Raw genomic sequence first — 12149 nt, forward strand, 5'->3', positions numbered from 1 at the left:
TTGTGACCTGCCCCAGGGGACAGGTCGCCGCTTCGCGCCGATCCTGCTATCCTGAGAGCATGGTCGAACTCGGCTCGCCCGTCCTCCCGCGCCACAGCGCCGCCCTCGGCCTCACCCTGTTCTCCGCCATCGCCCTCCCGATCGTCGGCGACGCCAGCGTGCTCGACTGGCTGCTGGCGATCGGCGCGCGCGACCCGATCGCCGCAGTGTTCGGCCTGTTCATCTTCGGCGCGCCGTTCCTGTTCGGCCTCGCCGTCGCGGTCGCCAGCGTCTTGCACGATCGCGGGCGAGCCGCCCAGGTGGTCCAGGTCCCCCTCTCCATCATCCACGCGGTGCTGGTGCTCCACGCCGGCGCGCTCCTGCAGGCGCCCGGCATCCCGCTGCGCCTGTCGTTCATCGGCTTCACCGCGGTCGCCTGCATCTATTACCTCTACGCCAAGGCCGAGGCCGAGGCCGCCGACCGCCCGCTCGGCCCGCGCTGGCTGACCCGCTGGGGCGGCGTCGTGTTGACCGGCGCCACCTTCTGGCTGCACTTCCAGACCTTCGGCCACCGCCCGTTCGGCCTCGCAGTCCACGTCGCCCTCGCCGCCGCGTTCCTGCTCGCCGCCACCACCCCGCGCGAGCGCGCCAGCGAGTAGCGCCGCGATCAACGTCACACCGGTCGCGTGACTCGTCCTCCCGCGATCACGACTGCCGCTTCGCCGGTCGTCGCTCCGCGCAGGCGCGCGACTGCCAGGCGTCCTCTCAAGACGGCGAGTCGCCTGCCCTCGCGCGTGCACCTGTCCTCCGGGACAGGCCGCGCGACCGCGCCGCGCTCGCGTGACACCGCCCGCCGCTCGCGGATTCCCGCCCTGGAATCGACCCTTGTTCTCGCCCGCCTCCCCGCCGACTCTGGAGGCATGACGCGACTGTTGTTCGTCCTCGCGCTGGCTGCCTGCAATTCGAAGGGGTCCGCCGGCTCGCAGTGCTCCGCCGACGCCGACTGCGGGAGCGGGCTCGCCTGCGTCCTCCAGGTCTGCGCCGACCCTGCGCTCTCGAAGCCCGTCGACGACGCCCGCGCCAAGGCGCAGAAGGATCTCGAGCGCCTTCAGGAGAGCCGGCGCGAGCTGGAGGCAGAGCGCACCAAGCTGGCGGCGGGCGCCGACGACGTGACGGCCCTCGAGCAGGAGCTCGCGGGCTTGCGGAAGAACGTGCAAGACCTCGACAAAGCGCTCGAGACCACCCAGGAGGAGCGAGATCGCAAGGTCCTGCTCGACACGAAGCAGGGCGTGGAGGAGCTCATCCGCAAACAAGAGGCGAGGCTCGCGGAGCTCAAGTCGCGCTGACCGCCGATTCGCGGGCGCTCCCATGTGACCCGGAGCGCAGCATTCGCCGGCCTGCGAGTCGCATCGGGGCTCGACTTGCTGGACTCGCATTCGCCAATCGTGTGATCCGGATCGCAGAATCAGCGCCGTGAAACGCCGCCGCTCGCGGGGCGCTTCCCCCGCGGCGCGGACGCCCCGCCGGACTCGCATGTCCCGAAGGACACCTCCGAGATCGCCGCGTGCCCGCTCGCAGCCGGCCTGGCCGCCCGTCCGTCGCCTCGCCGCGGCCTGCCGTCATTCGCCGGCCGGTGGTTCATTCGTATCTTCGCTTGCATGTCGCGTCGCGTCGTCTTGCTGGTCGCCGCCTCTGTCTCGTGCACCAGGCCCAACCCACTGTTTGCGCTCTCGGAGGGCGATCCGTCGGCAGCGGTCGACGACGACGACGACACGCCGGCGAGTGATTCCGCGGACGAAACCGCCGGTACCGGCGTTCCGACGACCGGCGGCGTCGTCACCACCGAAGGGCCCGCCAGCACCGGCAGCGTCGATCCGACCGAGGGCCCCGCCGATCCGACCGAGGGGCTGCCGGACCCCGACAGCTCGAGCTCGACCACCGACGGCAACGACACCTGCACCAGCGATTGCCCCGACGTCGATGACGAGTGCCTCGGCGGCCTCGAGTGCTCCGGCAAGCTCGAATGGCTGCGCCGCAGCGGCGACGCCGCGATCCAGCAGGCCGCCGACGTCGCAGTGCTGTCCGACGGCAGCGTCGTCGTCGTCGGCAACTTCACCGGCGAGCTCGGCACCGCCCCGGATGTGATCACCGCCACCGCCGATCCGCTCGAGGGCGACGCCTTCATCCTGCGCCTCGATCCGAGCGGCGAGCAGCTGTGGATCCGTCAGCTCTCCGGCGTCGGCGTGCAGGCGCTCGGCGCAGTCGTCGCCCTGTCCGACGATCGGATCGCGGTCGCCGGTCACTTCGGGGGTCAGCTGCTCCTCGATCCGCACCAGGCCGACGGCCTCGGCAAGCACCCCGGCTTCGTCGCAGTCCTCGACCCCGACGGCGCCTCCTCGATCCTCCACGTGTTCGGCGGCGACGACGTCTCCGCCCTCGACCTCGCGGTCGCCCCGAACGACGACCTCGTGGTCGTCGGCGGCTACGCCGGCGAACTCGTGCTCGGCGCCGACAAGTCGACCAGCTCGGGGCGCGACCTGTTCGCAGTCGGCCTCGACCCCGTCGCCGGACCGGCGTGGAGCTGGCTGCCGCACTCGGCCGCCGACCAGACCGCGCACGCCGTCGCCGTCGCGCCCAGCGGCGACGTGTTCGTCGGCGGCGAGCTCGAGAGCGGCCTGCAGATCGCCGACATCAACCTGCTCGGTCAGGGCCTCGACGGCTTCATCGCCGGCCTCGACCTCGAGGGCATCCCACAGTGGGGCACCCAGCTCGGCGGGCCCGGGGACGATCGCGTCCGCGCCCTCGCGGCCGCGCCCGACGGCAGCTTCGTCGTCGCCGGCGTCCACGGCGGCGGCCTCGACTTCGGCGAGGGTTCGCTGCCCGCCCCGGGACAGGGCGAGCTCGGCGGCTACGTCGCAGCCTTCGACGCCAAGGGCGGCCTCCGCTGGGCCCGCAGCGGCTTCAATCTCGGCGCCGAGCCGCCCGGCGTCGCAGTCGACGGCACCGGTCGCGTCGTCGCCTACTTGCCCCTGGGCGACGAGCCGATCGACCTCGGCGGCGGCCCGCTCGGCGACTCTCCCGGCGCCCTGCTCGTCAAGCTCACCAGCGCCGGCAACTTCGTGTGGGGCCGTCACCTCGTCGGCCAGGTCGCGACCGCGGGCCCCGGCCTCGGCGTCGGGCCTGCAGGCGAGATAGCGATCGCCGGCGCCTTCGACCCCGAGCTCGCGCACGACCCGGAGCAGCTCGTCTCGGCCGGCCAGCTCGACGTCTACGCCGGCCGCTTCCTCCCCTGACCCCGGACCTCTATGCTGCCCCTGACGAGCCCCCTCATGACCGACCTGGCCGCGACCTGGAGCCGCTGGAAAGAGGAGACCTTCGGCTCCGGCTATCACATCTGGCACGAAGGCCTCGACGTAGCCGCAGTCACCAGGCTCCAAGGCCAGGCGCGCGAGCGGGCCCTCGCCATGCTGCGGCTCGGCCGCTCCCTCGGCGACGACCACGCCTCCGAAGCGCTGGCGGCCATGGGCGACGCGCCGACGATCGCCGCCATGCGGGCCCGCCTCGACGCCGGCGATCCCCCGCTCCCGCCGGCCACGCGCGTGCGCTTCGTCCGCGTCCTCCACACCGTCACCTCCGACCCGCAGCTCGCCGATCACCTCATCGCCATCCTCGACGAGACCTGGTCCAAAGGACAGCCGTGGTCGCCGCGGGTCGACGCCGCCATGGCCCTGCGCGAGTTCGCCGGCGAGGCCGACGAGGCCGCCCTCCTGCGGGCCGTCAGCGATCCCAGCTACCTCGTCCGCTGCCACGCCTGCGAATCGCTGCTGCACCGCTGGCGCGCCGGCCGGCGCCAGGTCAGCGACTACCCGGCCCTGTTCGCGCTGATCCGCGGCCCCGACGACGACGACGCGCCGACCGCCGGCGACCTCGCCCGCTACGCCGAAGCGCGGCAGCGCCTGCGAGCGCTGGCCGCCCGCCATTGACGGGCCTCAATAATCGAGCCGCAGCCCCAGCGACGGGAAGATCGGCAGGCCGAACCCGCCGACGGTGTCGCGGAAATCATAGCTGTACACGTACATCTCGACGTTCTGGTGGTTGTAGACATTGAGCACGTCGAGGTACGCGAGGAAGCTGACGCGCTTGTAGATCCACCGCCGATCGATACGCAGGTCGAGCTGGTGGAAGGGCGGGAAGCGGGCCGAGTTCTGCAGCCCGCGGATCGGCAGGTACCCGCCCTCGTACTCGATCGACCCGACCACCGGCGTGTACGGCTGGCCCGACACCAGGCGGAAGCGGCCGCCGATCTGCCAGCCGCGGCCGAGCTTGATCGACGCCACGATCGTCAGGTTGTGCCGCTGATCGAAGTCACCCGGGCGCCGCCCGCCCGGGTCGCCGTGCTGCTGCGCGAACAGCAGCTCGCTGTGCATCAGCGTGTACGCCATCCAGCCGTACAGCCGCCGCGTCAACGGCTTGCGCAGCAGCAGCTCGAGCCCGACCGTGCGCCCGTACGAGATCCGCGTCGGGAACCCGCCGAGCGACAGCGGCGGCACCGCGTTGTCCTGGTCGCGGTAGAACCCCGTCGCGTCGATCGTCATGTCGGCCGGCAGGTCGTGCGACGCCCCGGCCGACAGCTGCAGCGCCCGGATCACGCGCAGCGAGTTCTGCCCGGGGAACACCGCGAACGCCGGCTCGAAGTTGGCGAAGTACGCCGGCAACACCACCTGATTGGTCCCGATCTGGCCCGAGCTCGGCACGATGCGCGCGTCGACCCCGAACTCCGACAGCCGCGACTGCGAGTACAGGCCCGCGCCGAAGCGCAGGCGCCAGCGGTCGCTCACCTCCCACAAGCCGTTGAGCCGCGGGTCGAGCGCGAAGGCCCGCTCCGATCCGACCGCGAACGCCGACGCGCGGAACCCCGGCACCAGCAGCAGCGACCCCAGGCGCAGCCGCCCCGACGAGTACAGCCCGAGCCACGTCTGCTCCCCGCGGGCCGACTGCTCCGGCGGCGGCCAGCTGCTCCCGTCGGGCACCTGGCCGCGGGCGCGGTAGTGGTCGACGATCATGTCGGCGCCGACGATCAGGTCAAACCGCCTCGACATCGCCCGCTGCAGCTCGGCCCGCAGCGAGCCGACGTAGTCGCGGCGGAACTGCTCGCGCTCATCCTCCGCCACCGCGATCAGCTGGCGGCCGACGTCGAAGCGCAGCGCCGGCGACACCATCGCCGACCACGCCCCGATCTTCTGCCGGTACGTGAAGTCGACGCGGTGGAAGCTCGAGCGATAGTCGATCGCGTCGTTGAACCCGCCCTCCTTTTCGTAGTCGCGGAAGCGGAAGCGGATCCGGTCGCCCGCCCCGAGCACGCGGGCCGAGATCGACGCCCCGCGCTTCAGCGGGAAGTCGACCATCGCCTGGTAATCATAATAAGTCGGCAGCACCGTCCCGTTCGAATCGGTCACCGACATGAACGCGCGCAGGCCCGCGTCCACGTAGCCGCGCTGGGCCCCGATGATGAACGACCCGCGCTTGCCGAGCGGCCCCTCGACCAGCGCGCTCGCGGCCCGCAGGTCGACCCCGAGGTGCCCGTGGACCCCGTCGCGTCGCCCGCGGCGCGGCTCGATCACCACCATCCCGCCCGAAGCGTTGCCGTAGCGGCTGTCGAAGTTGCCCGGCACGAAGTCGAGGCGCTCGATGACGTCGGCCGGCACCACGCTCGCCAGCGCCAGCGCGTGGAAGGCCCGCGGCACCGGGTGCTCGCCGACGAACACCCCCGACTGCAGCGGGCTCGCCCCGCGCAGCACCAGGAGCCCCAGCCCGCCCGGCGTGCGCGCCACCCCGGGCATGTTCTGCAGCGCCCGCAGCGGGTCGCCCTGGCTCCCGGGCATCGTCGCGATCTCCTCGCGCGACAGCGACCGCGCGCCCGCCTCGGGCCGCTTCTCCGTGGTGTTGCGGACCACCGTGCGGTACGGGTTCCACTCGGTCGGCCGCGGGAACAGCTGCCGCTCCGTCGTCGCCCGCCGGCGGATCTCCACCGCCTCCTCGAGCCGCTCGAAGCCCGGCGCGGCGATCACCACCCGCACCTTCCCAGGCGGCAGGTCGACCGCCAGGCGCCCCGCAGCGTCGGTCTCGAGCGCGGTCGTGTGCCCGTCGGCGCCCACGATCACCACCCGCACCTCCGCCAGCGCAGTGCGCAGCCCCGCCGCCCGCACCCGCGCGCGCAGCGTGCCGCAGTCGTCGCGCCCGGCGCACGGCTCGCTGACCTGCGGCGGCGGCCGCGGCGGCCGCGGCGACGGAGCAGCCTGCGCCTTCAGACATGCTCCGAAGTACATGGCCAGCGCGACATGTCCGAAGCGCCAGCGCATCATCTCGCCGCGACCTCGACGCGCAGCCACGCCGTCGTGGCGCTGCGGTTGTCGGCGAGGACCACGTACACGTGGTGCGTGCCCGGCTCCTCGGGCGCGCGCCAATCGACCTCGAAGCCGGGCCCGGCGGTCAGCTCGAACGGCGCCGTCGTGGTCGAGAACCACGCCGCCCCGCGGACCTCGACGATCGGCGACACCGACGGCTTCAGCGTGGCCTCGTCGATCGACACCGAGTAGTACGTCTGCGGCGGCGCGGCCTCGACCAGCGACAGCGCCAGCTCGTCGCCTGTCCGCACGGACAGGGTCGCCCCGGACTGGGCCTCGAGGAAGTACTCGCCGCCGCCGGGCGCCGGCACCCACGCCGCGAAGTGGGCGATCTTCGGCGCCACGTCGGGCTCGATCTGGGTGATCTGCCACGGCAGGGCCTCGGGCCGCACCGGCGACGTCGCCCCCATCGCCGCCCCGGCCACCACGGTGCGCCACGTCGGCCCGACCCGCAGCGTGCGGACGAAGAACAGGCAGTCGCGCAGCGACGACGACGCCTGCGCCAGCCCCTCGGCGCGGCGCATGCACTCGCCGGTGCTCGGCCCCTCGGGCGTGCCCGCCACCATCATCACGATCACGCCGATGCTCGCCGCGCCGACCACGTCGCGCAGCGGCCCGAGCTCGAGCGTCGCCGCCGGCCCCGGCTGCAGCGCGCACGTCTCCGCCTGCGGCAGCTCGATCGGCCCGCACGGCGGCGCCTCGGCCAGGTCGACCAATTGCCCGCCGGTGCAGCCGGTCCCGCCGCACACGAACCATCGCGGCTGCAGCGCCGCGACGTCGACCGGCCCGTCGGGCCCGGCCACGAACGGCGTCGCGCGCACGCGATCGCCGGGCATCGCCTCGGCCACCGGCCCGCCCCCGGGCGGCGGGTCCGCGCCCCACGGCCCGCGCTCGATCACCTCGAAGCGCATCGCCAGCGCGTCGGTGTGATCGATCACCCAATAGGGGCGCTCGTCGGGCAAGCAGCTCGCGCCGGCCAGCGCCGCCGCGAGGGCCCCCCACCGCCGAGCCCCGCGGATCGGCGCCGCCGCGCCCGCACGGGCCCGAGAGCGCAGAGGTGCGCGGAGCGGCACCGGACGAGCCTAACCGCTCAGATTCTCGTTGTCGACCGCGTCCGCCTCCGCGATCCTCCGCCGCATGGTCTCCTTGCACGAGACACTCCACCGGCCCTGGCTGACCGAGCTCTTGCGCAGCTGGCACGAGTTCAACAAGCGCCACCTGGGCGGCGCCCTCAAGCCGCCGGTGCTGCAGATCGATCTGTCGACCGCGCGCCTCGGGCACTGGCAGCGCGACACGCGGACGCTCGGCCTGGCCCACGAGCACCTGCTGTCGCACCGCTGGGAGGACGTGCTCGACACCCTCAAGCACGAGATGGCGCACCAGTACGTCGACGAGGTCCTCGGCGGCGACGTGCGCCCGCACGGCCCGCAGTTCGCCCGCGCCTGCGCCTTGCTCGAGATCCGCTCCGACGCCACCGGCAACCCGCGGGCCAGCGACGACCCGGCCGCGCGCGTGCTCAAGCGCGTGCAGAAGCTGCTCGCCCTGGCCACCAGCGCCAACCGCCACGAGGCCGAGGCGGCGATGGCCGCCGCCAACACCCTGCTGCTGCGCTACAACCTCGACCTGCCGCAGGACGGCCCGCCGCGCGACTACGAGGCCCGCCGCCTCGGCGACAGCGCCGCCGCGATCGCCCTCGAGGCCAAGCTGGTGAGCTCGATCCTCAGCGAGTTCTTCTTCGTCGAGTGCATCTGGGTCACCACCTACAACGCCCGCCGCCTCCGCCACGAGCGCGTGCTCGAGGTCCTCGGCACCTCGGAGAACCTCGAGATGGCCGCCTACGTCCACGACTTCCTGCACGCCTCCACCAAGCGCCTGTGGGAGCAGGCCAAGAAGGACATGGACCTGCCCGCCAACCGCCGTCGCGAGTTCAGCGCCGGCCTCCTCACCGGCTTCCGCGACAAGCTCCGCGGCGAGCGCCAGCGCAACGAGGAGCAGGGCCTCGTGTGGCTCGGCGACGCCGACCTCGACCGCTTCCTCCGCGGCCGTCACCCCTACATCCGCAGCATGGGCTCCTCCGCCGTGAACCGCGGCCGCGCCCACGCGGCCGGCCGCGCCGCCGGCGAGGGCCTCACCCTCAACAAGCCGGTCCGCGAGCACCAGAGCCGCGGCCTGTCGCTCCCCCGCGGCCGCGACGACTGAGCCGCGCCTGCCCGCAAGGACAGGTCATGCCCCACATGTCCGAATCGACATGGTCGATCGAACATGCCCTGAAAATCACCAACCGGACGCCGCCGTTCCTCGGTTCGCCCCGCGCGCCCGGACAGCCATGCCCCGTCACTGACGGCGATGTCGCGGCCCCCGGGGTCCAATCCGCGCCTGGCGGCCCGGAGCCCCGCCAGCGCCCCGTGGAGCCGCTTGGCACGCCTCCTGCTTTGAGGACAGGCATCATGCTCAGCCCGCGGATCGTCCTCAGCCTCGCTCTCCTCCCCGCCCTCGTCCTCGCGCCCGGCTGCGACGAGAAGCAAGGCCCCGGTCCGAACACCGGCGACGTCGCGGACGACACCACCACCGACGGCCCTGACAGCGGCGACAGCCCCGACGGCCCGCCCGAGCCCGACACCACCGACGGCGAGGGTGCCACCACCAGTCAGAACCCCGACGAGCCGGTCGGCCACGAAGAAGAGAGCGAAAGCGAGGGCGACGACGAGCCGCAGCCCCCGCCCCCGCAGCCGGAGCCGCGCCCCGAGGCCGTCGAGGTCTGCCCCGACCTCGAGTGGCCGCACACCAAGGAGTGTACGACCGAGGGCGGCGAGGCCGGCTCCAGCATGTGCTTCATGTACGAGGGCGAGGAGCACTGGACCGAGTGCAGCACCGAGGAGCCCGTGTGCGACCCGAACTACAACTGGGACATGGGCTGCATCGGTGAGATCTGCGCCTTCGACGGCACCGATCTGTACCTCTACTCGTGGGCCGAGGACGAGTGCGACACCCCGCTCGTCGTCAACTTCGACGGCGCCCCGCTGCGCTTCGAGGCCGCCGCCGCCGCCTCGTTCGACATCTCCGGCGCCGGCCAGTGCCTGAGCACCGACTGGCCGACCCTCCCCTGGCTCGCGCTCGACCGCGACCGCGACGGCGCGATCGACAGCGGCCGCGAGCTGTTCGGCAGCGGCACTGTCCTGAGCAGCGGCCGGCGGGCCAGCCACGGCTTCGAAGCTCTGGCCGAGCACGACCTCAACCGCGACGGCAAGATCGATCGCGCCGACCCGGTGTTCGCCGAGCTCGTGCTCTGGTCCGACGGCGACCGCGATCGTCGCGGCGAGCTGTCCGAGCTCGTCCCCGTCGCCCAGGCCGAACTCGTCGCCATCCACCTCGACGTCGCCGTCCGCGCCGAGTGCGACGACCGCGGCAACTGCGGCCGCGAGCGCGCCCGCTTCGAGTTCAAGGACGTCGCCGGCCAGGTCCGCAGCGGCGAGGTCGTCGACGTCTACCTCGCCTGCCAGTGACCCGCGGCCCGCATCTCCAGCTCTCCTCCTCGCCGCGCGCGGTCGCCTGATCAGGCGGTCACGCGCGGCTTCTTTTTCACGACGCGCACAGCAGTCTCGCCGCGTCCTCGCTCACGACCCCGCTCGGCAGCAAAGGGGTCGACGAACCATCGGTCGGGACGCGTCGATTCTTCGGCGCGCATGGCGGCGAAAAGGAGGCCGGTGGTGGCGACTGCGTGGAGCCTGCGGCGAACCTGAGCGAGCCGCTCCCGCGGACGTGCGCGGTCGCGGCGCGGGCGCGACCCGCTTGCCCTCGCGGTCGCGCCCGCGGCATCGTGCGCTTCGTGTTCTCGCGCCGCACCGCCTGGCCGCCCGCCGACGAGCCGCCGCTCGTCGCCGGCGCCGGCGTCCTCGACCTCACGATCTCCAACCCCACCGCTGTCGGCCTCCGCCACTCACCGCACCTTTGGGCCAGCCTCGGAGATCCAGGCAGCGCCGCCTACGATCCCGACCCGCTCGGCATCCTCCCGGCGAGGGCCGCAGTCGCCGACTACTACCGCGCCCGCGTCCCCGGCCTCGACCTCGACCTCGCCGACATCTGCCTCCTGGCAGGCACCAGCGAGGCCTACGCCCACCTCCTCGCGCTCCTCTGCGACCCCGGCGACGTCGTCCTCGTGCCCCAGCCCGGCTACCCGCTGCTGCCGATGATCGCCGACCTCGCCCACGTCGAGCTGCGGCCCTACCCGCTGCTCTACGACGGCACCTGGTCGATCGACCTCCCCGCCCTCGAAGCCGCAGTCTGCCCGCGCACCCGCGCGATCGTCCTCGTCGCCCCCAACAACCCGACCGGCAACTACCTCGCCGCCGAGGAGCTCGCCGCGATCGACGCCCTCGCCGCCGCGCGCGGCCTCGCGGTGCTCGTCGACGAGGTCTTCTTCGACTATCCCATCGGCCATGTCCCGAAGGTCAGCCCGATCACCGACGCGCGGGCGGCCCTCACCTTCGTCCTGTCCGGCCTGTCGAAGGTCGCCGCCCTGCCGCAGCTCAAGCTCGCCTGGGCCGTCGCGCGCGGCCCGGGCCCGCTCGTGCGCGAGGCCCTGCGCCGGCTCGAGCTCGTCGCCGACACCTACCTCAGCGCCGCCACCCCGGTGCAGCGGGCCGCCGGCAGCCTCCTCGCCGCCGCCCCGGCCTTGCAGGCGGCGATCCGCGCCCGCGTCCGCGCCAACCTCGACCGCCTGCGCCGCGCCTGCGTCGGCACCTCGCTCGGCGTCCTCGACGTCGAGGCCGGCTGGACCGCCCTCGTCCGCCTGCCGCACCTGTTCGACGACGGCGGCCGCGGCTGGGCGCGCGAGCTGCTGCACGCCGGCGTCCTGACCCAGCCCGGCGAGCTCTACGAGATGCCCCCGGCCCACCTCGCGCTGTCCCTCATCACCCCGGAGCTCGAGTTCGCGGACGGCCTCGAACGCGTCACGGAGCGCGTCGCGCACGTGCTAGCCTCCGGCCCATGCTCTCGCTGATCGGCCCCGACCTCGCCGCCTACGTCGACGCCCACACCACCGCCGAGTCGCCGCTGTTCGCCCGCCTGCGCGCCGAGACCCAGGCCGACCTCGCCTCCCCGCAGATGCAGGTCGGCCACGTCGAGGGCGCGCTCCTGCGGATCCTCGTCGCCATCAGCCGCGCCCGCAACGTGCTCGAGATCGGCACCTACAGCGGCTACTCCGGCCTCGCCATGGCCAGCGCCCTGCCCGACGACGGCAAGCTCGTCACCTGCGACATCGACCCGGTCGCCACCGCCGTCGCTCGCCGCTACTTCGCCGAGTCGGGCCACGGCCACAAGATCGACCTCCGCCTCGCGCCCGCGCTCGACACCATCTCCGAGCTGGCCGCCGAGGGCCGCCGCTTCGACCTCGTCTTCATCGACGCCGACAAGCACAACTACGTCAACTACTGGAACGCCGCGCTCCCGCTGGTCCCCGTCGGCGGCCTCGTCGTCGCCGACAACACCCTGTGGAGCGGCAAGGTCGTGGCCCCGAAGGACGACAGCGACCGCGCCATCGTCGCCTTCAACACCCACGTCGCCGCCGATCCGCGCGTCGAGCACGTCCTCCTGTCGGTCCGCGACGGCGTCATGCTCGCCCGCAAGCTGCGCGATTGAACATGTCCCCGAGGACACCCCGCCACCGCGGCCGGGCCCGAGCCCCACGCCCGCCGGACCCGGTTGGCCTTTCGGACACGTCCTCCCCGTCATCCACTGACTCCATCCTTACGATTTGACCTGAACACC

10 protein-coding genes are annotated in these 12149 nt (G+C 73.1%); 8 read left to right on the forward strand and 2 right to left on the reverse strand.

Annotation, left to right across the window (positions count from 1 at the left end):
• Positions 1-59: 59 nt before the first annotated feature.
• The 4 genes from OV090_RS34870 to OV090_RS34885 all read left to right on the forward strand — a co-directional run bounded on the left by OV090_RS34870 (position 60) and on the right by OV090_RS34885 (position 3962).
• Complete coding sequence (locus tag OV090_RS34870; RefSeq protein ID WP_267709020.1) at positions 60-638, forward strand: hypothetical protein; 579 nt, start codon at positions 60-62, stop codon at positions 636-638.
• Positions 639-899: 261 nt separating this feature from the next.
• Positions 900-1325 (forward strand): hypothetical protein, encoded by a 426-nt coding sequence (locus OV090_RS34875; RefSeq protein ID WP_267709021.1) that lies wholly within the window; start codon positions 900-902, stop codon positions 1323-1325.
• Between the two features lie 312 nt (positions 1326-1637).
• The gene (locus OV090_RS34880) at positions 1638-3272 is read left to right on the forward strand and encodes a hypothetical protein (protein WP_267709022.1); all 1635 of its coding nucleotides are present in this window, start codon (positions 1638-1640) and stop codon (positions 3270-3272) included.
• Between the two features lie 36 nt (positions 3273-3308).
• Entirely contained in the window at positions 3309-3962 is a 654-nt protein-coding gene (locus OV090_RS34885; RefSeq protein WP_267709023.1) for a hypothetical protein, read from the forward strand.
• A 6-nt stretch (positions 3963-3968) separates the two neighbouring features.
• Here OV090_RS34885 and OV090_RS34890 read toward each other — a convergent pair whose 3' ends face one another.
• Positions 3969-6341 carry a TonB-dependent receptor gene (locus tag OV090_RS34890; protein ID WP_267709024.1) on the reverse strand — a complete coding sequence of 791 codons (2373 nt, stop codon included), beginning with the start codon at positions 6339-6341 and terminating at the stop codon, positions 3969-3971.
• Positions 6338-7456, reverse strand: a complete 1119-nt coding sequence (locus OV090_RS34895; RefSeq protein WP_267709025.1) for a hypothetical protein — start codon at positions 7454-7456, stop codon at positions 6338-6340. Before OV090_RS34895 ends, OV090_RS34890 begins: the two co-directional genes overlap by 4 nt.
• A gap of 64 nt (positions 7457-7520) precedes the next feature.
• Here OV090_RS34895 and OV090_RS34900 point away from each other — a divergent pair, with 64 nt between their 5' ends.
• The 4 genes from OV090_RS34900 to OV090_RS34915 all read left to right on the forward strand — a co-directional run bounded on the left by OV090_RS34900 (position 7521) and on the right by OV090_RS34915 (position 12020).
• Entirely contained in the window at positions 7521-8582 is a 1062-nt protein-coding gene (locus OV090_RS34900) for a SprT-like domain-containing protein (RefSeq protein WP_267709026.1), read from the forward strand.
• Between the two features lie 248 nt (positions 8583-8830).
• Positions 8831-9886 (forward strand): calcium-binding protein, encoded by a 1056-nt coding sequence (locus OV090_RS34905; protein ID WP_267709027.1) that lies wholly within the window; start codon positions 8831-8833, stop codon positions 9884-9886.
• A 323-nt stretch (positions 9887-10209) separates the two neighbouring features.
• On the forward strand, positions 10210-11382 hold the full coding sequence (locus tag OV090_RS34910; protein WP_267709028.1) for a pyridoxal phosphate-dependent aminotransferase: 1173 nt from the start codon (positions 10210-10212) through the stop codon (positions 11380-11382).
• Positions 11370-12020 carry a class I SAM-dependent methyltransferase gene (locus OV090_RS34915; RefSeq protein ID WP_267709029.1) on the forward strand — a complete coding sequence of 217 codons (651 nt, stop codon included), beginning with the start codon at positions 11370-11372 and terminating at the stop codon, positions 12018-12020. The genes OV090_RS34910 and OV090_RS34915 overlap by 13 nt, the downstream gene beginning before the upstream one ends.
• Positions 12021-12149: the final 129 nt, after the last annotated feature.

The organism is Nannocystis sp. RBIL2 (assembly GCF_026626745.1).
Classification (GTDB): domain Bacteria; phylum Myxococcota_A; class Polyangia; order Nannocystales; family Nannocystaceae; genus Nannocystis.

Excerpts from the sequence above, each read along its gene's own strand:
- OV090_RS34900 (WP_267709026.1), top strand. The coding sequence starts at position 7,521 with ATGGTCTCCTTGCACGAGACACTCCACCGGCCCTGGCTGACCGAGCTC.
- OV090_RS34870 (WP_267709020.1), top strand. The coding sequence starts at position 60 with ATGGTCGAACTCGGCTCGCCCGTCCTCCCGCGCCACAGCGCCGCCCTC.
- OV090_RS34885 (WP_267709023.1), top strand. The coding sequence starts at position 3,309 with ATGACCGACCTGGCCGCGACCTGGAGCCGCTGGAAAGAGGAGACCTTC.
- OV090_RS34890 (WP_267709024.1), bottom strand. The coding sequence starts at position 6,341 with ATGATGCGCTGGCGCTTCGGACATGTCGCGCTGGCCATGTACTTCGGA.
- OV090_RS34880 (WP_267709022.1), top strand. The coding sequence starts at position 1,638 with ATGTCGCGTCGCGTCGTCTTGCTGGTCGCCGCCTCTGTCTCGTGCACC.
- OV090_RS34875 (WP_267709021.1), top strand. The coding sequence starts at position 900 with ATGACGCGACTGTTGTTCGTCCTCGCGCTGGCTGCCTGCAATTCGAAG.
- OV090_RS34915 (WP_267709029.1), top strand. The coding sequence starts at position 11,370 with ATGCTCTCGCTGATCGGCCCCGACCTCGCCGCCTACGTCGACGCCCAC.
- OV090_RS34905 (WP_267709027.1), top strand. The coding sequence starts at position 8,831 with ATGCTCAGCCCGCGGATCGTCCTCAGCCTCGCTCTCCTCCCCGCCCTC.